Raw genomic sequence first — 25,160 nt, forward strand, 5'->3', positions numbered from 1 at the left:
CACCCGGGCGGGCGGGGCCGGACGGGCCGTCGGCGGCGGTCCTGGGTCTACCTCTGCTCCCCATGGCCACCGGTCCCCTCAATCGCGGCGAACGCCGCCGGTCGGTCGAGGGAGGTGGCACGGCCGAGGGGGAACATCACCCAGTCGGCGCGGCCGATCACCTTGTCCTCGGGCACGGCACCGCCGCCGGGCTCACCGAGGTGGTCGCGGGAGTCGCGGGAGGCACTGCGGTGATCGCCCATCACCCACAACTTGCCGTCGGGAACCACGATGTCGAACGGTGCCGCCGAGGGCGCGTCACCGGGGAACAGGTACGCGCCCTCGTCCAGCGCCACCCCGTTGACCTGCAGCCGGCCGTCCGTCCCGCAGCAGGTGATCCGGTCCCCGCCGACACCGATGACCCGCTTCACGTAGACCGTGTCACCCGCCGGGGCGAGGCCCGCCCCGACCAACAGCCGCTTCAACCCGGACGGTTCGTCCTGGTAGGGCAGGAAGGAGCCGATGCCGTCGAAGACCACCACGTCGCCCCGCTGGGGGTGCCCGCCGAAGGCGTACGCGAGCTGGTTGACCAGCACTCGGTCACCCGGCTCCAGCGTCCCCTCCATCGAGCCGGACGGCACCGCGAACGGCCGCGCCACGAAGGCGTTCACCAGCAGCAGCACGACCACGCACACCGCGCCGATCCACAGCAGGTCCCGCGACCACCGCCGCCCGGTGCCGACCTCGTCGCCGCCGACACCGTCGACACGGCCACCGCCACCGTCGCCGGAGCCGTCACTGCCGTCCGTCCCGCTGTCGGCGCCGGAGGAGGTTCCGGGGGCGGAAACGACGGCGGACCGCGCCGGCGAGGCCGCACCCGTGGGTGCGGGACTGCCGTCGCGGTCCGTCGGTGGCTCGTGCGTGCTCATCGGGGGTGAGCTTATCCCCCCGGTCTACACCGGCAGGAGGGCCGACCCCCGTTGAGCCTGCGCGATCACGCGTCGCGCTTCTCCTTGATCTTCGCGGCCTTGCCGCGGAGGTCACGCAGGTAGTACAGCTTGGCGCGGCGGACCGCACCGCGGGTCACGACCTCGATCTTCTCGACGACCGGGGTGTGCACCGGGAAGGTGCGCTCGACGCCGACGTTGAAGCTGACCTTGCGGACGGTGAAGGTCTCACCGATGCCCGCACCGTGGCGGCGGATGACGACGCCCTGGAAGACCTGGACGCGCGAGCGGTTGCCTTCGATGACTCGGACGTGCACCTTGAGGGTGTCGCCGGGGCGGAAGGCGGGGATGTCGGTGCGCAGCGAGGCCGCGTCGACAGCAGCGAGCTTGTTGCTCATCGTTGCTCTCCATCGCAGGCGCCACGGGCCGCCCACGGAAGTTCGATTCAACCGGGTGGTGTTGCGGGCCGCTTCGGCTGGCGGTGATCCCCCCGTGGCGGGGGCACCGGTCCACTGACTCCCCGCAGGGGGAGCCGGGCGGCAGACAACAGTCGCCTATTCTTCCACAGGGTCGGCCACGGACCGAAATCGGCCGTCGGCCTCGTCCCAGGCCAGGCCGAGCACGCTCAGCGCCTCGCGCTCCTTCTTGCTGAACGCCTCGCGCTGCCAGCGGGCCACCAGGTCGGGCCGGTTGGCGAGGGTGCGGGCGAACGCCTGCTCGCGCCGCCACTGGGCGATCTTGCCGTGGTGGCCGCTGAGCAGGATCTCCGGCACCTCCCGGCCGCGCCACTCGGCGGGCTTGGTGTACACCGGGCCCTCCAGCAGGTCGGCCATGGCGCCGGGGGCGAAGGAGTCGTCGCGGTGCGACTCGGCGTTGCCCAGCACGCCGGGCAGCAGTCGGGCGACGGCCTCGACCATCACCAGCACGGCGACCTCGCCACCGGCCAGCACGTAGTCGCCGATCGATACCTCGACCACCGGCATCCGGGTCGCGGCCTCCTCGATGACCCGCCGGTCGATGCCCTCGTAGCGGGCGGGTGCGAAGGCCAGCCAGGGGCGGGCGGCGAGGTCCTGGGCGAGGTCCTGGGTGAAGGGGCGTCCGCTGGGGGTGGGCACCACCAGGGTGGGCACCTCGCCCTCGGGGCCGGCGGCCAGCACGGCGTCCAGCGCGGCGCCCCACGGCTCGGGCTTCATCACCATGCCGGGGCCGCCGCCGTAGGGGGTGTCGTCCACGGTCCGGTGGATGTCGGTGGTCCACGACCGCAGGTCGTGCAGGTGCACGTCCAGCTGCCCGCGGGCCCGCGCCTTGCCGACCAGCGAGACGTTCAGCGGCTCCAGGTACTCGGGGAAGATCGTGACGACGTCGATCCGCATCTCGCTCACGCGCCGCCCCCGTTCTGGTCCGAACCGCTGCCCGGCTCGCCGTCCGGACCGTCACCCGAACCCGCACCCGCACCCGCACCCGCAGCCTCGTCCACCACAGCCCCGGATCCAGCCTCAGATCCAGATCCAGAGCCGGCACCAGCGGTCGAGCCCGAGCCCGGGCCGGCCTCGGAGTCGATCAGGCCGGGCGGCGGGGTGATGACGACGCGCTGCTCGTCCAGGTCGATGGTGGGGACGATCTGCTCGACGAACGGGACCAGCACCTCGGTGCCGTCGGGGCGCTGGACGGTGAGCAGGTCCTGGTACGGGAGGTGGAGCACCTCGGTGAGTTCGCCGACCGGGGTGCCGTCGGCCAGCACCACGTCCAGGCCGATGAGTTGGTGGTCGTAGTACTCGTCCGGGTCCTCGGGGGTCTCCTCCGGGTCGACCTCGGCGATCAGCATGGTGCCGCGCAGGGCCTCGGCGGCGGTGCGGTCCTTGACGCCGACGAAGCGCAGCAGCAGGCGTCCGCTGTGCACCCGGCCGGTCTCGACGGTCAGCGGTCCGGTGGCGGCGGGGTCGGTGAGGAGGACCGCGCCGGGCCCGAGCCGCAGTTCCGGCTCGTCGGTGCGGACTTCCACGCTGACGTCCCCCCGGATTCCGTGGGCGCGGCCGATCCTGCCGACGACGAGCTGCACGGTGATCGTTCTCCTGAGAGGTGGTGGCACGGGGAAGGAACGGGGAGCCCGAGGCGGGCGCCCCGGGAAGCGGAGGGGCCGGGAACGGGAAAGGACCGGCCGGGACGATGCGTCCCGGCCGGTCCTGAAACCCGGTGGCCGACCTGGTGGTCGGCGCCCTCGGCGGTCGAGCTGAGGTCAGCGGAGGCTGTCCACGTCGACCAGGTCGACCCGGACGTTGCGGCCGCCCAGGGCGCCGACGACGGTGCGCAGTGCGCGCGCCGTGCGGCCGCCCCGGCCGATCACCTTGCCGAGGTCGTCGGGGTGCACTCGCACCTCGATGGTGTGGCCGCGGCGCAGGTTGCGCGAGCGGACCTGCACCTCGTCGGGGTGCTCGACGATGCCCTTCACCAGGTGGTCGAGGGCTTCCTCGATCATGCTCAGGCCTCGGTGGAAGCGGCCTCGGCCTCGTCAGCCTTGTCCGACTTCTTGGCCTTCGGGGTGATGGCGACACCGGTGGTGGCGTCCTCGAAGCCGGCGACGGCCTTGGCGAACAGGTGCGAGAAGTCCTCGACCTTGGGCTCGGCCACCTTCAGCGGCTCCGGAGCCGGCAGGCCCTTGAACTTCTGCCAGTCGCCGGTCAGCTTGAGGATGGCGAGCACCGGCTCGGTCGGCTGGGCGCCGACGGACAGCCAGTACTGGGCGCGCTCGCCGTCGACCTCGATCTTCGAGGGGTTGTAGGTCGGCTGGTAGATGCCGATCTCCTCGATGGCGCGGCCGTCACGCTTGGTGCGCGAGTCGGCGACGACGATGCGGTAGTGCGGGGAGCGGATCTTGCCCAGACGCTTCAGCTTGATCTTGACAGCCACGGGTGTGGATTCTCCTGGTTTTGACGTGGGTGAGCAGCGCTCCGCCGCGTGGGGCTGCGGCGCGAGGTGCCGTTCAGGGGACACGCCAGCCTTTAGGAGAGAGGGTCCTGCTCGGCTGCCGAGTACTCAGCCATCCATTCTGCCACAACGCCGAGGCCCCCCGGACCGCGCCCCCGCGCGGTACGGCAGGACCTCCTGGCGTCGTCGGCCCCCGGCCCCGGCGACAGCGGCACTCCCGACGGGCCGCGGGCACCCCGCCCGCGTCCCGTTCCCGGCACCCGCTCCGAGCACCTGCGTCGAGCACCCGTTCCGGCCAAACGGCGTCCGCCGGCGGGCACCGTTCGGTCAGGCGTCGTACGGGGAGCTGCGGGGGGCGCAGGGGATCGCGGAGGGATCAGGCGATCTTGAACGGCTGCTGGCAGGCGCCGCAGACGATCGCGGCCTGGGCCAGCACGGACGGGACGACGCGGACGTTGCGACCGCAGCCGCACACCGCCTTGACCCGGACGCCGCCGCCGGAGGAACCGTGCCGCGCGGCCGGGCCGCGGAAGGCGCGGTGGTTGCCCTCGCCGGCCACGGCCAGCTGGTGCGCCCCGAGCGCGCGGTCGAGGCGCTCGATGGTCCCGGCGTAACGGTCCCTGGTCTCGTGCCCCATCGTCACCTGGGAGAAGCCGCTGCTGGCGTGCGGCTCGACCGGATGGGCCAGGCCCAGCTCGGAGGCGAGCAGCAGGAAGCGGCGGTTGTGGTAGCGGCCGGCCCGCGAGGTGTCGCGGATCTCCCGGGCGGCGGCCAGGCCGTGGGCGGCCTCGTGCAGCAGTCGCTCGAAGTTGAGCTGGGTGCCGCAGGCGGACGAGGACTCGCCGATCAGCGCCTCGGGCGACGCCAGGTCGGGCAGGTCGCGGTGGTGGGCCTGGATGTCACTCCAGGCGGCGGCCAGTTCGGCCGCGAGGACGAGGGGCTGTGTCGTGCTCACGCTGTACCAACGATGGGGAGAGAGCCGATGTTCCGGCGGGCACCCGTGTTCGGGAATTCCCAGCGGACTCTCAGGAATGCACTTTCGCGCGCGAATTGCGCGACTCCGGACTGACGCAAGACCAACCCCCTGCACGTGTGGACCCGGCGGGCTTCGCCGGGTTCTCGACACCCGCCGCGGAGCCCAACATCCCCACGACGGACGGCCCGCGTCCTGTCCGAAAATTGACAGGGCCACGGGCCGTACACCGTACCGCTTGTGGGGTACCTCGGGGAGTTGACTGGTCAGTAGTCTCAACTGCCAGCACGCGGACCGGGGTTCCGGAATTCCCGGCCCCGGCCCGCGGTGCGGATCAGTAGGCGCGCATCAGTAGGCGCGGGCGACCAGGGCGAGGTTGCCGGGCTGGTCGTCGGCGGCCGGCACCGAGCCGTCCTCGGCGATCAGGCAGCGCACCGAGACGCCCTGCTCGGCCAGCTTGGCCTCGCCCTCGGGGCCGAGGTCGGCCCAGGAGATCCGGCCCCAGCCGGTGCCGGCGGCCTCGGCGGCCTCCTCGATGGTCTTGACGTCCACGGTGCGGGCCTCGCGGCGCTCGCGGGACTCGCGCAGCAGCTGCGCCTGGTCCTCCTCCAGGATGCCGGGGACGATCGCGGCCAGGGAGTCGACCGAGACCGGCTCCTTGCCGCCGGCGATCCGGCGGACCAGCATCGCGGTGCCGGCCTCCAGGTCGCGCGGGCCGACCTCGATGCGCAGCGGGACGCCCTTGAGCTCCCAGTCCACGGCGCGGCGGCCGAACGGGGTGTCGGTGCGGTCGTCGACGACCACCCGGACGCCCGCGGCCTCCAGCTGGGCGCCGATCTCGCGGACCTTCGCCAGCACCGCGTCCTCGCCCTTGATGGCGAGCACCACGGCCTGCACGGCGGCCAGCCGCGGCGGCACCCGCAGGCCGTTGTCGTCGCCGTGGGACATGATCAGGCCGCCGACCATGCGGGTGGAGACGCCCCAGGAGGTCTGCCAGACGTGCTCGCGCTCGGCGCCCTGCAGCTGGTAGGTGGTGTTGAACGCCTTGGCGAAGTTCTGGCCCAGCTCGTGGCTGGTGCCCATCTGCAGCGCCTTGCCGTCGCCCATCATGCCTTCGAGGGTGAGGGTGTTGATGGCGCCGGCGAAGCGCTCCTTGGCGGTCTTCCGGCCGAGCACCACGTCGATGCCCAGCACGTTGGTCATGAAGTCGCCGTAGACGTCGGTGTGGATCCGCGAGGCGTACGCGCGGGCGTCCTCGTAGGTGGCGTGGGCGGTGTGGCCCTCCTGCCAGAGGAACTCGGTGGTGCGCAGGAAGACGCGCGGGCGCAGCTCCCAGCGGACCACGTTGGCCCACTGGTTGATCAGCAGCGGCAGGTCGCGGTGGCTCTGCACCCACTTGGAGAAGTACTCGTTGATGATGGTCTCGGAGGTGGGCCGGACGACGACCGGCTCCTCCAGCTCCTTGCCGCCGCCGTGGGTGACCACCGCGAGCTCGGGGGCGAAGCCCTCGACGTGCTCCGCCTCCTTGGTCAGGTAGGACTGCGGGATGAACATCGGGAAGTACGCGTTCTGCGCGCCGGCCCGCTTGATCCGCGCGTCCATCTCCTGCTGCATCCGCTCCCACAGGCCGTAGCCGTACGGTCGGATGACCATGGTGCCGCGCACCGGACCGTTGTCGGCCAGCTCGGCCTTGTTGATGAGGTCCTGGTACCAGCGGGGGAAGTCTTCCGCCTGGGGGGTGAGAACGGGTGCCTTAGCCATGCGCCGAATGGTACGGAAAACCCGGGCCGGACCGTGAATCCGGTTCACCGGACGGCCGCCCGACCGCGCCCGTACCTGTGCGGCCGCCCGACCCGGACCGCACCGCCGCCCGCGCCGGCGTCGCCGTCCGCAAACCTCCGGGGCCGGGGCGGCCGGACTGCGCCGCGCCCGCGCACACCCCGGGGCGCACACCCGCGGCGCACGGATACCTGCTCGCACCCCTCTGGACGGCGGGGGCCGCCCGCTGTTCGCTGGGAGGGGGGCCGGGGGGCAGGGCTGCGGGGGCCGCAGCCGATTCCGAGGACCGATTGGGAGGCCGCGATGGCTTCAGCGCAGGTGACCGGCAGCACCGTGGACCGGGTCCGGACGGACTCTCCGGCGGGGCGCAGCGGTCGGGCGCGGGACTGGGCGGAGATCCAGGAGCGCATGCTCGTCCCCCTCTACCAGGACGTTTACCGGCGGCTTGAGGTCGGCGCGGCCACCAGTCTGCTGGGCGTCGGGTGCCGGTCGGGGCTGGCGCTGCTGCTCGCCGCCGGGCGCGGCGCGCAGGTCGCGGGGGTGGAGCCGGACGGCGGGCTGCGGGAGCTCGCGGCGGCCCGCGGGCTGCAGGTGTCGCCCGGCGGCCGGGCGGAGGGGGTCGCCCGTTCGGCGCACCCCGTCCCCCGCCCGGCGCACTCCCTGGTGACGGTTTTCGAGCAGCCGCCGGTGCCCGCGCTGGTCGCCCGGGCGGCGGAGCGCACGCTGCCCGGCGGGCAGCTGGTGGTGGCCTCGTGGGGTCCGGCGGAGCGCTGCGAGAGCGCCGCGGTGCTGGAGGTGGCCCGGCGGCACGCCCCGTCCGGTGCGCCGGACCCGTTCGCCGCGGCCGGTCCGGGCGCGCTGGAGTCGCTGCTCGCCGGGGCGGGGACCCGGCCGTCCGGGAGCGGCCGGGTGGGCTGCCCGTTCGCCTACGCGGGCCTGGACTCGGCGGTCCGGGGCCTGCTGTCGACCGGCCTGTTCGACCGGGCCGAGGAGGCCGCTGGCGCGGCGCTGGTGGCCAAGGAACTGGAGGAGGCGCTGCACCCGTTCCTGCGCCCGGACGGTTCGGTGCGGATGGCGAACGAGTTCCGCTGGGCGGTCGGGACGAGGCCCCGCGGCTGACGGCCGGGCCCGCGCACCGGATCGCCGGGAACACCGGGAACACCGGGAACACCGGACCCGCCGAGAACGCCAAAAACGACAAGAACGCCAGGAGCGCCAGGAGCGCCAGAAGCGCCAGAAGCGCCAGAAGCGCCAAGCGCGCCGACAGCGCCGGATACGTCAGGACCGGCCGAGTCCGGCGGCGGCGTACGCCGCGTCCTCGTCCAGGGTCTCGGCCTCCAGCAGGGCGGCGGCCAGCGCGTCGAGCCGGTCGCGGTGCCGGTGCAGCAGGGCGACGGCCTCCTCCCAGCACTCGGCGACGATCCGGCGGGCCTCCTCGTCGACGGCGTCCAGCGTGGTGGGGGCGGCGGCCAGGCCGTACGGGGACTGGCTGTCGTTGGGGACGGCGGTGACCCGGCCGACCCGGTCGCTCATGCCCCAGCGGCCGGCCATCGAGCGGGCGATGGTGGTGAGCTGTTCGAGGTCGCTCTCGGCGCCGGTGGTGACCACGCCGTAGACCACCTGCTCGGCGGCCATCCCGCCGAGCGCGCCGATGATCCGGCCGCGCAGGTAGGGCTCGGTGTAGGAGTAGCGGTCGGTGTCGGGGGTGGAGAGGGTGACGCCTAGGGCGCGGCCGCGCGGCACGATGGTGATCTTGCGGACCGGGTCGGCGCCGGGCTGCAGCATGCCGAGCAGGGCGTGGCCGGACTCGTGGAAGGCGGTCCGCTCGCGTTCCTCCTGGGGCATCACCAGCGGGCGGACGGCGCCGAGCTGGACCTTCTCCAGGGCTTCGGAGAGGTTCTCCTGGTCGACGGCGTCCTGCTTGCGCTTGACGGCGATCAGCGCGGCCTCGTTGACCAGGTTGGCCAGGTCGGCGCCGGTCATGCCGGGCGTGGTGCGGGCGACGGTGTCCAGGTCGGTGCCCTCGGCGAGCGGCACCCGGCGGGTGTGGATCTTCAGGATCTGCTCGCGGCCGGCCCGGTCGGGCGGGCTGACGGTGATCCGGCGGTCGAACCGGCCGGGGCGCAGCAGCGCCGGGTCGAGGACCTCGGCGCGGTTGGTCGCGGCGATCACGATGACGCCCTCGGAGCCGGAGAACCCGTCCATCTCGGTGAGGATCTGGTTGAGGGTCTGCTCGCGCTCGTCGTGGCCGCCCATGCCGCCACCGCCGCCGCGCTGCCGGCCGATGGTGTCGATCTCGTCGATGAACACGATCGCGGGGGCGACCTTGCGGGCCTCGGAGAACAGTTCGCGGACCCGGCTGGCGCCGACGCCGACGATCATCTCGATGAACTCGGAGGCCGAGGCGGAGAAGAACGGCACGTCGGCCTCGCCGGCGACGGCGCGGGCCAGCAGGGTCTTGCCGGTGCCGGGCGGGCCGGACAGCAGGACGCCGCGCGGCATCTTGGCACCGAGCCTCCGGTACGCCTGCGGGTTCTTCAGGAAGTCGACCACCTCGCTGAGTTCGGCCTCGACCTCGTCGATGCCGGCCACGTCCTGGAAGGTGGTGCGCTCGCCCTGGCTGGTGTCCACCGGCTTCGGCGGGGCCTTGCGGCCGAACGCGCCGCCGCCCATCCCGCCGGCCATCCGACGGGCGATCAGCACCCAGACGCCGATCAGCAGCAGCATCGGCGCCAGCGAGATCAGCAGGTTCGCCAGGAAGCTGCGCTGCTGCACCACCGGGCGGGCCGTCACCTCGACGTTCTGCGACTGCAGGGTGCCCCAGAGGTTGTCGCTGGCGAACGCCGGGCGCTGGGTGGTGAACTCGGTGTAGTCGCCCTTGCCGCCGTCCGGCTTGGGCTGCTTGTCCTTGAGCGTGCCCTCGATGGCGTCGCCCTTGGAGTAGATCTTGGTGATGTTCCCGCTGTTGAGCTGCTTGGTGAACTCGGTGTACGAGATCGTGGTCGAGCCGCCGTTGCCGAAGAAGCTCAGCAGGACGTCCGACAGCAGGAACACCACCAGCGCGGTGAGGATCAGGCCCGTCCAGCCGCCCGGCATCTTCTTCTTCGGCGGCGGCGGGGGCGGGGCCCCCTCGGACCGCCAGGGCTGGTCGGGGGTCTGGCGCGGCGGCACGGGGTTGCTCACCCGTCGGACAATACGGACACCGTGCACGTCGGACGGCACGCAACGCCGCGACCCGCCCCGGTCAGCGCACCGCCGCCCACCGCTCCCCCGCCGTCAGCCCACCGCCGCCCACCGCTCCCCCGCCGTCAGCCCACCGCCGCCCACCGCTCCCCCGCCGTCAGCCCACCGCCGCCCACCGCTCCCCCGCCGTCAGCGCACCGGCGTCGGCCACTCCTCCGCCGTCAGCGCGAACCGCTCGTGGTCGCGCCAGGCGTCCTGCAGGAACAGCATCCGCGGCGTGAAGCCCTCGTGCCGGAAGCCCAGCCGGCGGGCCAGCGCGATCGACCGCTCGTTGTCCGGCTGCACGTTGATCTCCAGCCGGTGCAGCCCGAGCCCGCCCAGCTCCGGCGAGGTGAGGCAGCGCTCCACCACCAGCCGCATGCCCTCGGTCATCCGGCCGGTCCCGACGAACGGCAGGTACGAGTCGTAGCCCAGCACGCCGTTGCAGAACCGCGCCATCACGATGTTGGCCACGTTGCACTTGCCGACCAGGCCGCCGGTCTCGACGTCGACGATCATGAACGTCCGCAGGCCCGCGCCCTGACGGCTCAACAGGTCCGGCATGGCGTCCGGCTCCACCGGGTTCCACCGGCCGATGTGCGCGGCGGAGCGGCGCACCGCCTCGGCGTAGGGGACGACGTCATCGGGGCGGGGGGCTCGGATCGTCACGCGCATACCGGACATCATCGCGCACCCGCCCGCGGGAACGGGGCGCCGGAGCAACGGGGGCGACGGGGCGCGGCCAGAACGGCGACGGGGGCGGGGGAGCCGCTGCGCGCGACCCGCCCCGCCCCCGTCGGCAGGCTCGCGCCTACATCAGGTCCTTGAACTCCTTGGGGAGTTCGAAGTCCGCCGGGCCCTTGCCCGGCTGGAGGCCGAACGCACCGCCCGGCTGGGCCGACTGGCCGGGGCCGAGGGCCTTGCGCTCGGCGGCGGCGGCCTCCTCCTGGGCCCGCTTGAGCGGGTTGCCGCTCTTGCGCTTGCCCTTGGCGACCGGGGCCTTCTTGCCGGAGCGCTTGGCGCCGCCGCCCATCCCGGGGATGCCGGGCATGCCGGGGATGCCCTTGCCGGAGGCCATCGCGGACATCATCTTGCGGGCCTCGAAGAACCGCTCGACCAGGCTGGAGACCTCGCCGACCTGGACGCCGGAGCCCTTGGCGATGCGCAGCCGGCGCGAGCCGTTGATGAGCTTGGGGTCGGAACGCTCGGCCGGGGTCATCGACTTGATGATCGCGCCGACCCGGTTGACGTCCTTGTCGTCCAGGTTGTTGATCTGCTCCCGGATCTGGCCCATCCCGGGGAGCATGCCGAGCAGCTTGGAGATCGAGCCCATCTTCTGGACCTGCTCCAGCTGCGACAGGAAGTCGTCGAGCGTGAAGTCCTTGCCGCCGCCCTGGAGCTTGGCGGCCATCTTCTCGGCCTCGGCCTGGGAGAAGGTCTGCTCGGCCTTCTCGATCAGCGAGAGGACGTCGCCCATGCCGAGGATGCGCGAGGCCATCCGGTCCGGGTGGAAGGCGTCGAAGTCGTCGACCTTCTCGCCGTTGGAGGCGAACATGATCTGGCGGCCGGTCACGTGCGCGACCGAGAGCGCCGCGCCGCCGCGGGCGTCGCCGTCGAGCTTGGAGAGCACCACGCCGGTGAAGTCGACGCCTTCGAGGAAGGCCTGGGCGGTGGTGACCGCGTCCTGGCCGACCATGGCGTCGACCACGAACAGGACCTCGTTCGGGTTGACCGCGGCCCGGATGTCGGCGGCCTGCTGCATCAGTTCGGCGTCGATGCCGAGCCGGCCGGCGGTGTCGACGATGACGACGTCGTACTGCTTCTGCTTGGCGTACTCGATCGAGTCGCGGGCGACCTGCACCGGGTCGCCGACGCCGTTGCCGGGCTGCGGGCCGTAGAAGGCGACGCCGGCCCGTTCGGCGACCACGCCGAGCTGGGTGACGGCGTTGGGGCGCTGGAGGTCGCAGGCGACCAGCAGCGGGGTGTGCTTCTGGCTCTTGAGCCAGTGGCCGAGCTTTCCGGCCAGCGTGGTCTTGCCGGCGCCCTGGAGGCCGGCCAGCATGATCACGGTCGGGCCGGTCTTGGCGTACTGCAGGCGGCGGGTCTCGCCACCGAGGATGCTGATCAGCTCCTCGTTGACGATCTTGATGATCTGCTGGGCCGGGTTCAGCGCGCCGGAGACCTCGGAACCGAGGGCACGGTCCTTGACCTGCTTGATGAAGGCGCGGACCACGGGGAGCGCGACGTCCGCCTCCAGCAGGGCGATCCGGATCTCGCGCGCGGTGGCGTCGATGTCCGCCTCGCTGAGACGGCCCTTGCCCCGGAGGTTCTTGAACGTCGCTGCGAGGCGGTCGGAGAGAGTGTCGAACACGTCGGTCGCGGGTCCCTTGCGGCATCGAGTACGGGTACTGTCGTCGCCCCCAAGGGTAGCCGCACCCCGGCGGGCGGTCTGCGCCCCTGCGCGAACAGCGGGTCAGTGCGGCTCCAGGGCGGCCCGGACCGCCCGCACGACCTCCTCGGCCCGGCCCGCCGCCAGCGGTCCGCCGTCGGCGGAGGTGAGGTAGAAGGCGTCCACGGCCTCCGCGCCGAGGGTGGAGACGTGCGCGGTGCGGACCCGCACGCCCGAGGCGTCCAGGGCCCGGCCGATCCGGTGCAGCAGGCCGGGCGCGTCGTGCGCGCGGACCTCCAGCACGGTGGCCGAGCGCGAGGCGTCGTGCGGGGCGACGGTGACCACCGGCGGCGGGGTGCTGATGCCGCGCCGGCGGGGCGCGGCGGCGTCGCGCTCGGCGAGCTTGCGGGTGACGTCCAGCGAGCCGTCCAGGGCGCGGCGCAGGTCGGCGCGGAGCCGGGCGGCGTCGGGCAGGTCGCCGTACTCGGCGGCGACCGTCCAGGACAGCAGCAGGACCGGGCCGGCCCCGACCGGGTCGAGCTCGCGCAGGCCGGCCTTGCGGACGGCGAGCCGGTGCACGGCGAGCACCCCGGCGACGGTGCCGAGCAGGCCGGGGCGGTCGGGGATGGCCAGGGTCAGCTCGACGCCCATCGGCTCGCCGCCGTCCGTGCCGGGCTCGGCGTGGGCGGTGAAGGCCAGCGCGGGGGCGCCGGTGCGGGCCGCCTCCACGGCGAGCCGCTCCTGGTCGGCGGTGACCTCGGGGTCGGCGGCGGGCGGCCGGGTGTCGCCGGCCAGCCGGGCGGCGGTGCGCTCGACCAGGGTGGCGACCAGCGAGGCCCGCCAGCTCGACCAGGCGGCCGGGCCGGTGGCGGTGGCGTCGGCCTCGGTGAGGGCGTGCAGCAGTTCCAGGTGGGTCTGGGTGCCGACGGCCTTGGCGATCAGGTCGGCGGTGGCCGGGTCGTCGGGGTCGCGGCGGGTGGCGGTGTCGACCAGCGTCAGGTGGTGGCGCACCAGCAGCGCCAGGGTGTCGGTGTCGCGCTTGCCGAAGCCCATCCGGACGGCCACGTCGCGGACGATCACCTCGCCGGCCTCGGAGTGGTCGCCGGGCCAGCCCTTGCCCAGGTCGTGCAGCAGCGCGGCGACCAGCAGCAGGTCGGGGCGGGCGGTGCGGCGGGTCATCGCGGCGGCCCGGACGGCGGTCTCGATCAGGTGCCGGTCGACGGTCCAGCGGTGCACGGCGTTGCGCTGCGGCCGGCAGCGGACCCGCTCCCAGTCCGGCAGCATCCGGCTGATCAGCCCCTCGGCCTCCAGCGCCTCCCAGACCGGCAGGCACGCCTCGCCGGCGCCGAGCAGGGTGACCAGCTGCTCGCGGGCCTCGTCGGGCCAGGGCACCGGCAGCGGCCCGCTCTCGGCGGCCAGCCGGCGGACGGTGGCGTAGCCGACGGCGAGCCCGGCCTGGGCGGCCGCGGCGGCGGCCCGCAGCGGCAGCACCGGGTCGGTGGCGGGCCGGGCGGCCTGGGCGAGCACCGCCTCGCCGTCCTGCTCGACCACGCCCTCGGCGAGCGGGCGGCGCTCGGGCGCGACCGGGCCGACCGGGGCGCGCCGGGCGCCGTTGAACGGGAAGCCGAACCGGACGGCGCGGCGCGGCACCGGGTGGCGGCGGGCGGCCAGCACCCGGTCGACCGAGCGCCAGGTGACGTCACAGGCGTACGCGACGGTGCGGGCGGCCCGGTAGACCTGCCGCAGCAGGGTGTCCGCGTCGAGCACGCCGAGGCGTTCGGCGACCTGGTCCTGGTCCTGCAGGGAGAGCCGTTCGGTGGCCCGCCCGGTGGACAGGTGCAGCGCGTCGCGGACGTCGGCGAGGGTGCGGGCGGCCTCGTCCAGGCCGTCGCGGGGGGCGTCGGCGAGCCAGGTGGCGGCCACCGCGTTCAGCGCGACCAGGTCGCGCAGGCCGCCGCGGGCCTCCTTGAGGTCGGGTTCGAGCAGGAAGGACAGCTCGCCGTGGCGTTCGGCCCGGGCGCGGCCGAGCTCGCGGAGCTCGGGGAGCCGTTCGGGGGCGGTGGCGCGCCAGTCGGCGAGGACGGCGGAGCGCAGGTCGGCGGTGAGCTGCGGGTCGCCGGCCAGGTGGCGGGCGTCGAGCAGGCCGAGCTGGGCCTTGAGGTCGGCGGCGGCGACCTCGCGGGCGCCGGCCGGGGTGCGGACGGCGTGGTCGAGGGCGACGCCGCTGTCCCAGACCGGGTACCAGACGCGTTCGGCCAGGCCGTCGGCGAGCGGGCCCTCGTGCAGCAGCAGCACGTCCAGGTCGCTGCGCGGGGAGAGTTCGGCCCGGCCGTAGCCGCCGACCGCGACCAGCGCGGTGCGGGCGGGGGCGCCGGCGGCCCGGTAGAGGGCGGCCAGCCAGTCGTCGGTGAGCCGGGCGAGGGCGGCGCGGCGCTGCGGGCCGGTGGCGCCGGGGTCGGCCAGCAGGCGGGCCCGTTCGGCCGGGTAGCCGTACTCGGCGGGGTCGGTGCTGCTCACGTCTGCTCCCGGTGCGTGCTGGTGCCGGATACGCCTTCGGCGGACCTGCCGCACGGGCAGGTCCGCCAGGAGGGTTCACGGCGGTGGATCAGAGTGGATCGGGTGGGTCGGAGGAGGGGTCAGAGGGCGTCCGGGCCGCGTTCGCCGGTGCGGACCCGGACCGCGGTCTCGACCGGGACGGACCAGACCTTGCCGTCGCCGATCTTGCCGGTGCGGGCGGCCTTGACCACCACGTCGATCAGCTGCTCGGCGTCCTCGTCGTCGACCAGTATCTCGATCCGGACCTTCGGCACCAGGTCGACGGTGTACTCGGCGCCGCGGTAGACCTCGGTGTGGCCGCGCTGCCGGCCGTACCCGCTGGCCTCGGTGACGGTCAGGCCGTGCACCCCGAACGCCTGCAGGGCGTCCTTGACCTCGTCCAGGCGGTGCGGCTTGATGACGGCGGTGATCAGCTTCATCGGGCGTCGACCTCGGTCTTCTCGGCGGGGACGGCCACCGGAGCGGCCGGGGTGCGGGCGAGGCTGGCGCCGACGGCGGTGAAGTCGTAGGCGGACTCGGCGTGCTCGGCCTGGTCGATGCCGGACACCTCGACGTCCTCGGCGACCCGGAAGCCGATGGTCTTCTGGATCGCCTGGCCCAGCAGCCAGGAGAGCACGAAGGAGTAGACCAGGACGACGACCACGCCGAGCGCCTGCTTGCCGAGCTGGCCCAGGCCGCCGCCGTAGAACAGGCCGGACGCGGTCTGGCCGACGTGGCCGGTGGCGAAGAAGCCGATCAGCAGCGAGCCGACGATGCCGCCGACCAGGTGGACGCCGACCACGTCGAGCGAGTCGTCGAAGCCGAACTTGTACTTCAGGCTGATCGCCGCGGCGCACAGCGCGCCGGCGATCAGGCCGATCGCGATCGAGCCGAGCGGGGAGACCGAGCCGCAGGCCGGGGTGATGGCGACCAGGCCGGCCACCGCGCCGGAGGCGGCGCCGAGGGTGGTGAACGCGCCGTGCCGGATCTTCTCGTAGGCGAGCCAGCCGAGGACGGCGGCGGCGGTGGCGACCTGGGTGTTGACGAAGGCCATGCCCGCGACGCCGTTGGCGGCCAGCGCCGAACCGGCGTTGAAGCCGAACCAGCCGAACCACAGCAGGCCGGAGCCGAGCATCACCAGCGGCAGGCTGTGCGGGCGCATCGGGTCCTTCTTGAAGCCGATCCGCTTGCCGAGCACCAGCGCCAGGGCCAGGCCCGCCGCACCGGCGTTGATGTGCACCGCGGTGCCGCCGGCGAAGTCGATCACGCCGTTGCGGTCACCGAGCCAGCCGCCGTTGCCGCCGTCGAAGAAGAACACCCAGTGCGCGACCGGGAAGTACACGATGGTCACCCAGAGCGCCACGAACAGGCTCCAGGCGGCGAACTTCGCCCGGTCGGCGATGGCGCCGCTGATCAGCGCCGGGGTGATGATCGCGAACATCAGCTGGAAGGCCGCGAAGCCGGTCACCGGGATCGTCCCGGTCAGCGCGTTCAGGTCGATGCCGCGCATGCCCAGGTAGTCGAGGTTGCCGATCAGACCCGCCCCGGCGTCCGGCCCGAAGGCCAGCGTGTAGCCGTACAGGACCCAGAGCACCGTGACGATGGCCAGTGAGATGAAGCTCATCACCAGCATGTTGAGGGTGCTCTTGACCCTGACCATGCCTCCGTAGAAGAAGGCCAGACCCGGGGTCATCAACATGACCAGGGCCGCACAGATGAACACAAAGGCGGTATCGCCCGCGCTGAAGCCGTCCGGCATCGGCGTCTCCTCCGAATGAGAGCCGCACCACGACCGGGATACCTGTCCCGTGCCATCCCGGCGTGTCGGCGATGAGAGGAGAGTGCCGAAGGCGGGTTTCGGCCGATGCGGCACGGTGTTTCGCCGCAGTGACGCGGTTGACGCGCCCGTTACGGGCACGTGAACCACGGCTGGTGACGCGTACTGGACAGCCCGTGTCATACTCCGACGGCCGTCCGGACGGGGGGCGGACGGCCGTCGGTGGCGGGATCGCGGCGGGTCAGACCACCGAGACGAACTCCGGGATGTCGTGCACCACCCGCTCGGCCAGCCGGTCCACCCCGGGGGCGCCGCGGAAGTCCCGGCTGGCGGCCTCGGAGGTCTTCCGGACCCGGGTGTTCAGCCGCTCGGAGCGCACCTTCTTGGCGATGTCGACCGCCTCCTCGCAGTACTTCGCCGCGTCCTCCGGCTCGTTCTGCAGCAGCCGCACCGAGGCCATCCCGACCAGGTTGAACGCGTAGGTGCGGACGTGGTCGGCGTCCTCCCGGAACCGGTCGACCGCCTCGGTGATCAGCTTCTCGGCGGGCTTGGCCATCGCCGCGCCGTGGTCCGAGGTGTAGGCCAGGTCCCGGTAGGAGTGCCCGTTCTCCGCGCACAGCTCGGCGTACGAGAAGAACTTGAGCCAGTTCGGCGTCTCCTCGTTGCTCTCCTTGATGTCGGTGAAGGTGTCCTCGGACAGCCGGACCGCCCGGGCGCACCGGTTGAGCTCGCCGATGGTGGAGTACGCCCGGGCCTCCATCGCGTACAGCAGCGACTGCTGGCGGGCGGTGGCGGTGTCCCGGCTGCCGTACTGGGCGAGGTGGATCAGCTCCAGCGCGTCCTCGCCGCGGTTGAGGTGGATCATCTGCCGGCTCATGTCGGTCAGCACGTGCGCCCCGAACGGGCGGTCACCGGCCTCCTTGGCCGCGTGCAGCGCCAGCACGTAGTACTTCTGCGCGCTCGGGTGCATGCCGACGTCGTACGACATGAAGCCCGCCAGGTGGGCGAGTTCGGCGGTGATCCGGAACAGCCGCTTGGTGATCGCCTCGGGGTAGGTCTCCTGCAACAGGTCGGTGACCTCGTGGAGTTGGCCGACCACCGCCTTGCGGCGCAGGCCGCCGCCGTTCTGCGCGTCCCACTTCCGGAACATCTCGGTGGTCTGCTCCAGCAGCTGCATCTCCGGCTCGGACAGCCGCCCGGAGAACTGCTGGCCGCCGTTGGCCGCCGCCAGGATCGGGGTCGGCGCCCCGTTCGGACCGGGCGTCAGCCAGCGCTGCATCGGCTCGATCAGCGCAGCGCCGGCCGTCAGCGCCAGCGAAGTGCCCAGGAAACCGCGGCGGTTGAGCATCAGGTCGCTGCGCGAGTACTCGCTGATCGCCTGCACGGTCTGCTGCGGGCTCCACGGCAGGTCCACCCCGCTGCCGACGGTGGTCACCTGGACCACCGCGCGCAGGCCGAGGTCCTCGACCGAGACCACCGAGCCGAAGCGCTCCGAGAACAGCTCGGACATGATCTTCGGGATCGGCTCGCGCGGCTGCTCGCCGTCCAACCAGCGGCGCACCCGCGAGGTGTCCGTGGAGACGTGGTGCGCGCCGATCTGCCGTGCCCTGCGGTTCACTTGGCGCGCCAGCTCGCCCTTCGACCAGCCGCTGCGCGCGAACCAGGAGCCAAGCTTCTCGTTCGGCTGCTTCTCACCCATGGGACCGTCCCCATCCCGCCCCGACCCGGGGCCCCGCATTCGCCCTGACCCTTTTCGTCGCCGCCCGCGTGACCGGTCGGCTGCGTTCCGTATGCCGAACGTAGCGTTCCTCCGCCATCCGGGGGAGCAACGTCGGAGAAACGCCACCTTTCGCCACCCCCAGGGGTGAACTACCGGACCGGCGGCCGCGCTTCACTATGAGTCAGCTCGGCATGACCCCGGCACATGCCCGGACCCGACGGCACCCGACGGAGGCACGCGTGCGGCAACGACGATCCGGCATCCGAGGCGCCGGTGCAAGGCGCTTGCTCGCCCGCGCCACCCGAATTGGCGTACGCCGGTCCGCGCGCGCCTCCGGCGCACCACGCACCACGCGCCCGACCGGCGACGCGCCGTCACCCTCCCGTAACCAGCGGCGACCGGAAGCGGTTGGGGGTGGCATGGACAAGCTCTTCGGCACCCTGCGGCTCACCCCCCTCGGCGGCCGCCGCCGCACCCGGCCCACCGCGCTGCAGGCCGCCGCCGAGTACTCCGGGCGCTGGGGCTGGACGCTGGCCGTCGGCAACCCGACCGAGCGCGCCGGGACGGCCTGCGACTGTGGCGTCCCGCACTGCGCCGCGCCCAACCTGCACCGCCGGGTCGGCCCGGTGATCGCCCCCGGCGCCGCGCCCGCCGAGCTGGCCGCCCGATGTCCGGCCGACGCTCCGCTGCTGCTCCCCACCGGCCACCAGTTCGACGTCCTGGACGTCCCGGCGCAGCCCGGCCTGCAGGCCCTGGTCCGGCTGGAGCGGATGGGCACCCAAGTCGGCCCGGTGCTGGCCTCCCCGGCCGGCCGGCTGCTGCTCTTCGTCGCGCCCGGCACCGCCGAGCGGCTGCCCGACCTTCTCTACCGGATGGGCTGGGACGACGCCTCGCTCGACCTCGCCTGCCACGGCCTCGGCTCCTACCTGGCCGCCCCGCCCACCCCGCTCGGCCCGCTCGGCCCGATGCGCTGGCTGCGCCGCCCGACCGCCGACGGCACCCCGCCCGAGGCCCGGCTGCTGCTCGGCACCCTGGCCTACGCCTGCCACCGCACCCGGGACCGGCAGAGCGAGCTCGCCAGCTAGGCCCGGTCCCGCCGCCCCCCGGTCCGGCCGCTCCCGGGCCCTGACGCGCCGAGGGCCCGCCCGGGAGGGCGTCTCCCTCCTCGAACGGACCCTCGGGTGGTGCGGCGGCTAGCCGAGCAGCGCGTCCACGAAGGCGCCCGGCTCGAACGGCGCGAGGTCGTCCGCGCCCTCGCCGAGGCCGATCAGCTTGACCGGCACGCCGAGTTCGCGCTGCACCGAGATGACGATGCCGCCCTTCGCGGTGCCGTCGAGCTTGGTGAGCACGATGCCGGTGATGTCGACCACCTCGGCGAACACCCGGGCCTGGACCAGGCCGTTCTGTCCGGTGGTGGCGTCCAGCACCAGCAGCACCTCGTCGACCGGGCCGTGCTTCTCGACGACCCGCTTGACCTTGCCGAGCTCGTCCATCAGGCCGGTCTTGGTGTGCAGCCGGCCGGCGGTGTCGATCAGGACGGTGTCGACGCCGTCGGCGATGCCCTGCTTGACCGCGTCGAACGCGACCGAGGCCGGGTCGCCGCCCTCGGGGCCGCGCACGGTGTGCGCGCCGACCCGCTCGCCCCAGGTCTGCAGCTGGTCGGCGGCGGCGGCGCGGAAGGTGTCGGCGGCGCCGAGCACGACCTTCCGGCCGTCGGCGACCAGGACCCGGGCCAGCTTGCCGGTGGTGGTGGTCTTGCCGACGCCGTTGACGCCGACCACCAGCACCACGGCCGGGCCGTCGCCCGGCTTGACCGAGCGGACGGTGCGGTCGGCCTCGGTGCCGATCAGCTTGACGAGTTCCTCGCGGAGCAGGCCGCGCAGCTCGTCGGGGGTGCGGGTGCCGAGCACCTTGACCCGGGTGCGCAGGTTGTCGACCAGCTCCTGGGTGGCGGCGACGCCGACGTCGGCGGTGAGGAGGGTCTCCTCGACCTCCTCCCAGGTGTCCTCGTCGAGGCGGTCGCGGGAGAGCAGGGTGAGCAGTCCCTTGCCGAGGGTGGACTGCGAGCGGGAGAGCCGGGAGCGCAGCCGGACCAGGCGTCCGGCGGTGGGCTCGGGCACCTCGATCGCGGGCGCGGCCTCGGCCTCCTCGGCCCGCACCTCCTCGGCGGCCGGCTCCTCGACCGGTGCCCCGGGGGCCCCGGGAGCCTCCGGCGCCTCGGTGGCCTCGGTGGCCCCGGTCGCCGTGGGCGGCGCGGTGGGCTCGGCGGCCCCCTCCGCGGGCTTGGCCGGCGAGGGCTTGGCCGGGGCTGGCGCGGTGATGGTCGGCGCCTGGCCCGGCTTGTCCAGTTCTTTGCGTCGTCTGCCGGAGACGACGAGTCCGGTGATCGCGCCGATGGCGACCACCGCGATGACAACGGCAAGGATCACGTATTCCATAACCCGTCCAGTATCACTTAGCGCCTATGCCGGGCCCGGCTGTGCGGGCTCCAGCGCTGTCCTGTGCTCGTCCTGGCGTTCCTGCCCGGGTACCCGCAACCGCTGGCTGATCACCTGCGAGATGCCGTCGCCCTTCATGGTGACGCCGTACAGGGCGTCGGCGGACTCCATGGTGAGCTTCTGGTGGGTGATGACGATCAGTTGGGAGCTCGCCCGCAGCTCCTCCATGATCCCGACCAGCCGCCGCAGGTTGGTCTCGTCGAGCGCGGCCTCCACCTCGTCCATGACGTAGAACGGGCTGGGCCGGGCCTTGAAGATGGACACCAGCAGCGCGACGGCGGTGAGCGAGCGTTCGCCGCCGGAGAGCAGCGAGAGCCGCTTGACCTTCTTGCCGGGCGGCCGGGCCTCGACCTCGACGCCGGTGGTGAGCATGTTCTCCGGGTCGGTGAGCAGCAACCGGCCCTCGCCGCCGGGGAAGAGCCGGGCGAAGACGCCCTCGAACTGGGCGGCGGTGTCGTGGTAGGCGGCGGTGAACAGCTGCTCGACCCGGGTGTCGACGTCGCGGACGATGTCCATCAGGTCGCGGCGGCTCTTGCGCAGGTCGTCGAGCTGCTCGCCGAGGAACCGGTGCCGGGCCTCCAGCGCGGCGAACTCCTCCAGCGCGAGCGGGTTGACCTTGCCGAGCTGCTGGTGGGCGCGTTCGGCGGCCTTGAGCCGCTGCTCGACCTCGGCCCGGACGTAGGGGCGGGGCTCGCCGGCGGGTTCCCGGCCGTCCCCGGCGGGCGGGGCGTCCTCGGCGGGCGGGGCGGGGACGGGCCGGTCGGGGCCGTAGCCGGCGAGCAGTTCGCCGGCCTCGATGCCGAACTCCTCCAGCGCCCTGGACTCCAGCTGTTCGATCCGCAGCCGCTTCTCGGCGCGCAGCACCTCGTCGCGGTGCCCGGCGTCGACCAGGCGGTCGAGTTCGGCCTTGAGTTCGCGGCCGTGCTCGCGGAACTGCCGCAGTTCGGCCTCGCGGGCGGCGCGGTCGGCCTCGACGGCGGCGCGTTCGGTCTCGGCGGTGGCGAGCGTCCCCTCGATCCGGCCGAGCAGGTGGCGGGCGCCGGCGGCGACGGCGGTGGCGACGGCGCCCTCGTGGCGGGCGCGTTCGCGGCGTTCGGCGGCGCGGGCGCGGGCCTCGCGCTCGGTGCGGGCGGCGCGGTCGAGCCGGTCGGCGCGGCCGCTCAGGCCGCGGACCCGCTCCTCGTGGGTGCGGACGGCGAGCCGGGACTCCATCTCGGTCTGCCGGGCGGCGGAGGCGGCGGTGGCGAGCCGGTCGCGTTCGGCGGGGTCGGGTTCGTCCTCGCCGCCGTCGGCGAGTTCCTCGGCGGTGGCGAGCCGGGCGGCGAGTTCCTCGGCGGCGGCCCGGGCCCCGGCGAGGCCGCGGTCGGCCCCGGCGGCGGCGACGGCGGTGCCGTCGGCCTCGTCGGCGGCGGCGCGGGCGGCGCCGCCGGAGCGGCCGAGGGTGCCGGCGAGTTCGGCCCGGCGCTGTTCGCCCTGCCGCCGGCGGGCGGTCGACCGCTCGACCTCGGCGGTGAGTTCGGCGCGCCGTTCGCGGGCGGCGGCGAGTTCTCCGGCCAGCCGCTCGCAGCGGGCGTCGAGTTCCGCGATGCCGCGGGCGGCTTCGGTGACGGCGGCGCGGGTCTCCAACGGGCTGGGCGCGCCGGGCGATCCGCCGTGGGCGAGGGCGGCGGAGAGCAGGTCGCCGTCCGGGGTGACGGCGTTCCAGTGCGGGTGGGCGGCGGTCAACCGCCGTGCCGCGTCGAGGTCCTCGACCACGGCGGTGCGTTCCAGCAGTCGGCGGGCGGCGTCGGCCACCGCGGCCGGGCCGTCGACCAGGGCGCCGGCCCAGCGGGCGCCGGCCGGCGGGTCCGGGACCGCGGGCCGCGTCCCGTCGGCGATCAGCAGGGCGGCCCGGCCGGCGTCCTCGGCGCGCAGCCGGGCGAGGGCGGCGGCGGCGGTGGCCGCGTCGGGGACGGCGACGGCTTCGGCGGCGGCGCCGAGCGCGGCGGCCACGGCGAGTTCGAACCCGGGGGTGACGGTGAGGAGTTCGGCGGCCGGGCCGAGGACGCCGGGGAGGCCGAGCAGGGCGGCGCTGCCGTCCTTGCGGCGCAGGCCGAGGGCGAGCGCGTCGTGCCGGGCGGTGAGCGCGGCACGTTCCTTCTCGGCGGCGGTGAGTGCCTCGCGGGCCGCCGAGAGGGCTCGTTCGGCGGCCCGCAGGGCGTCCCGGGCCTGCTCGTGGAGTTCCTCGCCGAGTTCCTCCTCCGCGCTGAACTCCCGGTTCCGTTCGAGGAGTTCCTCGTACTCCCGCTGGGCGGCGGCGGCCCGCAGCCGGGCCTCGTCGCGGGCGGTGGCGAGCCGCTGGGCCTCGGCCCCGGCGGCGGCGGCCCGGGAGCGGGCGGCGGCGGCGCTGCCCTGCAGGCGGGCGAGTCCTTCGCGCCGGTCGGCGATGGCCCGGGCGGCGGCGCGCAGCCGGGTCTCCTCCTCGGCGAGGGCGCGTTCGAGGTCGGCGCGTTCCTCGACGGCCTCGGCCAGCGCGTACCGGGCCTGTTCCAGGGCCTCTTCGAGGGCGGCCTCCTCCTCGCGGACCCGGGCGGCCTCGCGTTCGAGGTCCTCGGGGTCGCGGCCGGGGCGTTCCTCCAGCTGTCCGGCGGTGGCGGCGGCGCGCACCCGGGCCTCGGCGAGGCCGATGGTGCCGCGGGTGCGTTCGGCGAGCGAGGAGAGCCGGTACCAGGTCTGCCGGGCGGCTTCCAGGGCGGGCCCGAGCTGTTCGACCTGGGCCTCCAGGACGGCTTCGCGCTGGAGGGCGGCGGCGAGTTGCTGTTCGACGGTGGTGCGGCGCAGTCCCAGGGCGAGTTCGTCGGCGACCTCGGCCTCGACGGCGCGGCGCAGGGTGAGCAGGTCGTCGGCGAGCAGTCGCAGCCGGGCGTCGCGCAGTTCGGCCTGGATGCCGGCGGCGCGCCGGGCGATCCTGGCCTGGCGGCCCAGCGGGCCGAGCTGGCGGCGCAGTTCGGCGACCAGGTCCTGGACCCGGTTGAGGTTGGTCTGCATCGCGTCGAGCTTCCGCAGCGCCTTCTCCTTGCGCTTGCGGTGCTTGAGGACGCCGGCCGCCTCCTCGATGAAGGCGCGCCGCCCCATCGGGTCGGCGTGCAGCACGGAGTCGAGCTGGCCCTGGCCGACGATGACGTGCATCTCGCGGCCGATGCCGGAGTCGGAGAGGAGTTCCTGGATGTCGAGCAGCCGGCAGGTGGTGCCGTTGAGCGCGTACTCGCTGCCGCCGTTGCGGAACATCGTCCGGGTGATGGTGACTTCGGAGTAGTCGATCGGCAGGGCGCCGTCGGTGTTGTCGATGGTGAGGCTGACCTCGGCGCGGCCGAGCGGCGGGCGGCCGCTGGTGCCGGCGAAGATGACGTCCTCCATCTTGCCGCCGCGCAGCGACTTGGCGCCCTGTTCGCCCATCACCCAGGAGAGCGCGTCGACGACGTTGGACTTGCCGGAGCCGTTGGGGCCGACCACGCAGGTGATGCCGGGTTCGAAGCGCAGGGTGGTCGCCGAGGCGAAGGACTTGAACCCGCGCAGGGTCAGGCTCTTGAGGTGCACCCGACCGTCCTCCTCGCCGCGGACCGCCGCGAACCGCCGGACCGCCGAACCCCGCGCCGCGGACCGCGGCGGCGCGCCCCGTCACCTGCCGTCCCCTCCGGGACGGCCCGCCGCCTGCGACTGTATCCGGCCGCACCGCCGCCGGGGCTCCAGGCGGGGGTTTGGCCGTGCGGCGGGTCGGGCAGTCTCTCGGCGAGCGGACCGGCGTGGACACGACGAAGGGACGTCCGCATCGGACGTCCCTCGCAGGCTGCCATCCCCTCGTCGGGGAAGCTCAGTGCACGACTGCGTCGATCGTGAGGACCACGAGCGATCAGGTCAGGGCCGGCTCGCGCTGGTCCAGGTCGATGCTGCTGAGCAGCGAGTGCTCGTCGGCGACGGCGGACAGCGCGTCGTTCTCGGCCTGGAGCTTCATGAGCTCGTTCTCCAGGTCCTGGACGCGCTGCTGCAGCCGTCGCATCTCGGAGAGCATTCGCGGGTCGGGGCCGCCGACGTACCCGAGAAGCGCCTTTGCCATGATGTGTGGTCCTCCACGCTGAGTGACCGAACCGTGTACGGTGGGTCTTTGGGGGAAGGGATACGCACGCGCCTGCGCGCCGGACGTGCTGGCTGGGCACTACGAGGGCATCCGCTGGTGAGTGACACACTCACAGGCGTGGCCCCGCCGGTTAAACGCAAACCTGTGCGCGGGTTTCCAGCGTCTCACCAAAGACCGTACGGGTCAACACGATCACCGCACGCTACCGCGCCCCTGTCACCTGCATGGCGGGAACCTCACACCATCGGCCGGGCTAGTGGATCACTACGTCTGCGGAGTCAACCATGACTCCGGCCCGAAGG

The 25,160-nt window shown here is 73.7% G+C and carries 20 protein-coding genes; 2 read left to right on the plus strand and 18 right to left on the minus strand.

What is annotated here, in order from left to right; translation table 11 throughout:
• Positions 1 to 47 precede the first annotated feature (47 nt).
• From lepB to proS, 8 genes are all read right to left on the minus strand, one after another.
• The gene (gene lepB / locus ABD345_RS23340) at positions 48 to 908 is read right to left on the minus strand and encodes a signal peptidase I (RefSeq protein WP_344554549.1); all 861 of its coding nucleotides are present in this window, start codon (positions 906 to 908) and stop codon (positions 48 to 50) included.
• A gap of 65 nt (positions 909 to 973) precedes the next feature.
• A complete protein-coding gene (gene rplS, locus ABD345_RS23345; RefSeq protein WP_030458810.1) occupies positions 974 to 1,324 on the minus strand; it encodes a 50S ribosomal protein L19 in 351 nt (116 codons plus the stop codon).
• Positions 1,325 to 1,480: 156 nt separating this feature from the next.
• Positions 1,481 to 2,299 carry a tRNA (guanosine(37)-N1)-methyltransferase TrmD gene (trmD, locus tag ABD345_RS23350; RefSeq protein WP_344554595.1) on the minus strand — a complete coding sequence of 273 codons (819 nt, stop codon included), beginning with the start codon at positions 2,297 to 2,299 and terminating at the stop codon, positions 1,481 to 1,483.
• A 5-nt stretch (positions 2,300 to 2,304) separates the two neighbouring features.
• A complete protein-coding gene (gene rimM, locus ABD345_RS23355; RefSeq protein WP_344554550.1) occupies positions 2,305 to 2,985 on the minus strand; it encodes a ribosome maturation factor RimM in 681 nt (226 codons plus the stop codon).
• A gap of 177 nt (positions 2,986 to 3,162) precedes the next feature.
• Positions 3,163 to 3,402: an RNA-binding protein gene (locus ABD345_RS23360; RefSeq protein ID WP_014138265.1), complete on the minus strand. Its 240-nt coding sequence runs from the start codon at positions 3,400 to 3,402 to the stop codon at positions 3,163 to 3,165.
• Between the two features lie 2 nt (positions 3,403 to 3,404).
• Entirely contained in the window at positions 3,405 to 3,833 is a 429-nt protein-coding gene (rpsP, locus tag ABD345_RS23365; protein ID WP_014138264.1) for a 30S ribosomal protein S16, read from the minus strand.
• A 394-nt stretch (positions 3,834 to 4,227) separates the two neighbouring features.
• Entirely contained in the window at positions 4,228 to 4,806 is a 579-nt protein-coding gene (locus ABD345_RS23370; RefSeq protein WP_033252683.1) for a hypothetical protein, read from the minus strand.
• Positions 4,807 to 5,172: 366 nt separating this feature from the next.
• On the minus strand, positions 5,173 to 6,585 hold the full coding sequence (gene proS / locus ABD345_RS23375) for a proline--tRNA ligase (protein ID WP_344554551.1): 1,413 nt from the start codon (positions 6,583 to 6,585) through the stop codon (positions 5,173 to 5,175).
• A 321-nt stretch (positions 6,586 to 6,906) separates the two neighbouring features.
• Between proS and ABD345_RS23380 the strand changes: the two genes are divergently transcribed.
• Positions 6,907 to 7,722 (plus strand): class I SAM-dependent methyltransferase, encoded by an 816-nt coding sequence (locus tag ABD345_RS23380; RefSeq protein WP_344554552.1) that lies wholly within the window; start codon positions 6,907 to 6,909, stop codon positions 7,720 to 7,722.
• Positions 7,723 to 7,881: 159 nt separating this feature from the next.
• Here ABD345_RS23380 and ftsH read toward each other — a convergent pair whose 3' ends face one another.
• The 7 genes from ftsH to nsdA form a co-directional block, all read right to left on the minus strand.
• Entirely contained in the window at positions 7,882 to 9,786 is a 1,905-nt protein-coding gene (ftsH, locus tag ABD345_RS23385) for an ATP-dependent zinc metalloprotease FtsH (RefSeq protein ID WP_344554553.1), read from the minus strand.
• A gap of 189 nt (positions 9,787 to 9,975) precedes the next feature.
• Complete coding sequence (locus tag ABD345_RS23390; protein ID WP_344554554.1) at positions 9,976 to 10,500, minus strand: GNAT family N-acetyltransferase; 525 nt, start codon at positions 10,498 to 10,500, stop codon at positions 9,976 to 9,978.
• Positions 10,501 to 10,636: 136 nt separating this feature from the next.
• Positions 10,637 to 12,196: a signal recognition particle protein gene (gene ffh, locus ABD345_RS23395; protein WP_344554555.1), complete on the minus strand. Its 1,560-nt coding sequence runs from the start codon at positions 12,194 to 12,196 to the stop codon at positions 10,637 to 10,639.
• A gap of 102 nt (positions 12,197 to 12,298) precedes the next feature.
• Complete coding sequence (locus ABD345_RS23400) at positions 12,299 to 14,731, minus strand: [protein-PII] uridylyltransferase (protein ID WP_344554556.1); 2,433 nt, start codon at positions 14,729 to 14,731, stop codon at positions 12,299 to 12,301.
• 119 nt (positions 14,732 to 14,850) lie between these two features.
• A complete protein-coding gene (locus tag ABD345_RS23405; protein ID WP_014138256.1) occupies positions 14,851 to 15,189 on the minus strand; it encodes a P-II family nitrogen regulator in 339 nt (112 codons plus the stop codon).
• Positions 15,186 to 16,508: an ammonium transporter gene (locus ABD345_RS23410; RefSeq protein ID WP_344554557.1), complete on the minus strand. Its 1,323-nt coding sequence runs from the start codon at positions 16,506 to 16,508 to the stop codon at positions 15,186 to 15,188. Before ABD345_RS23410 ends, ABD345_RS23405 begins: the two co-directional genes overlap by 4 nt.
• Positions 16,509 to 16,767: 259 nt before the next feature.
• The gene (gene nsdA / locus ABD345_RS23415; protein ID WP_344554558.1) at positions 16,768 to 18,225 is read right to left on the minus strand and encodes a transcriptional repressor NsdA; all 1,458 of its coding nucleotides are present in this window, start codon (positions 18,223 to 18,225) and stop codon (positions 16,768 to 16,770) included.
• A gap of 440 nt (positions 18,226 to 18,665) precedes the next feature.
• Here nsdA and ABD345_RS23420 point away from each other — a divergent pair, with 440 nt between their 5' ends.
• Entirely contained in the window at positions 18,666 to 19,331 is a 666-nt protein-coding gene (locus ABD345_RS23420; RefSeq protein WP_344554559.1) for a bifunctional DNA primase/polymerase, read from the plus strand.
• 108 nt (positions 19,332 to 19,439) lie between these two features.
• On the opposite strand, the gene ftsY is transcribed toward ABD345_RS23420, so the two are convergent.
• From ftsY to ABD345_RS23435, 3 genes are all read right to left on the minus strand, one after another.
• Positions 19,440 to 20,684, minus strand: a complete 1,245-nt coding sequence (gene ftsY, locus ABD345_RS23425; RefSeq protein ID WP_344554560.1) for a signal recognition particle-docking protein FtsY — start codon at positions 20,682 to 20,684, stop codon at positions 19,440 to 19,442.
• A 24-nt stretch (positions 20,685 to 20,708) separates the two neighbouring features.
• Positions 20,709 to 24,320 (minus strand): chromosome segregation protein SMC, encoded by a 3,612-nt coding sequence (gene smc / locus ABD345_RS23430; RefSeq protein ID WP_344554561.1) that lies wholly within the window; start codon positions 24,318 to 24,320, stop codon positions 20,709 to 20,711.
• Positions 24,321 to 24,633: 313 nt separating this feature from the next.
• Complete coding sequence (locus ABD345_RS23435) at positions 24,634 to 24,837, minus strand: hypothetical protein (protein ID WP_344554562.1); 204 nt, start codon at positions 24,835 to 24,837, stop codon at positions 24,634 to 24,636.
• Positions 24,838 to 25,160 lie beyond the last annotated feature (323 nt).

This window comes from Kitasatospora saccharophila, from assembly GCF_039529925.1.
GTDB lineage: Bacteria > Actinomycetota > Actinomycetes > Streptomycetales > Streptomycetaceae > Kitasatospora > Kitasatospora saccharophila.

What these genes read in the sequence shown, in the direction of transcription:
- lepB (WP_344554549.1), bottom strand. Translation starts at nt 908, where the DNA reads ATGAGCACGCACGAGCCACCGACGGACCGCGACGGCAGTCCCGCACCC.
- rplS (WP_030458810.1), bottom strand. Translation starts at nt 1,324, where the DNA reads ATGAGCAACAAGCTCGCTGCTGTCGACGCGGCCTCGCTGCGCACCGAC.
- trmD (WP_344554595.1), bottom strand. Translation starts at nt 2,299, where the DNA reads ATGCGGATCGACGTCGTCACGATCTTCCCCGAGTACCTGGAGCCGCTG.
- ABD345_RS23360 (WP_014138265.1), bottom strand. Translation starts at nt 3,402, where the DNA reads ATGATCGAGGAAGCCCTCGACCACCTGGTGAAGGGCATCGTCGAGCAC.
- proS (WP_344554551.1), bottom strand. Translation starts at nt 6,585, where the DNA reads ATGGCTAAGGCACCCGTTCTCACCCCCCAGGCGGAAGACTTCCCCCGC.
- ABD345_RS23380 (WP_344554552.1), top strand. Translation starts at nt 6,907, where the DNA reads ATGGCTTCAGCGCAGGTGACCGGCAGCACCGTGGACCGGGTCCGGACG.
- ABD345_RS23390 (WP_344554554.1), bottom strand. Translation starts at nt 10,500, where the DNA reads ATGCGCGTGACGATCCGAGCCCCCCGCCCCGATGACGTCGTCCCCTAC.
- ABD345_RS23405 (WP_014138256.1), bottom strand. Translation starts at nt 15,189, where the DNA reads ATGAAGCTGATCACCGCCGTCATCAAGCCGCACCGCCTGGACGAGGTC.
- ABD345_RS23410 (WP_344554557.1), bottom strand. Translation starts at nt 16,508, where the DNA reads ATGCCGGACGGCTTCAGCGCGGGCGATACCGCCTTTGTGTTCATCTGT.
- nsdA (WP_344554558.1), bottom strand. Translation starts at nt 18,225, where the DNA reads ATGGGTGAGAAGCAGCCGAACGAGAAGCTTGGCTCCTGGTTCGCGCGC.
- ABD345_RS23420 (WP_344554559.1), top strand. Translation starts at nt 18,666, where the DNA reads ATGGACAAGCTCTTCGGCACCCTGCGGCTCACCCCCCTCGGCGGCCGC.
- ftsY (WP_344554560.1), bottom strand. Translation starts at nt 20,684, where the DNA reads ATGGAATACGTGATCCTTGCCGTTGTCATCGCGGTGGTCGCCATCGGC.
- ABD345_RS23435 (WP_344554562.1), bottom strand. Translation starts at nt 24,837, where the DNA reads ATGGCAAAGGCGCTTCTCGGGTACGTCGGCGGCCCCGACCCGCGAATG.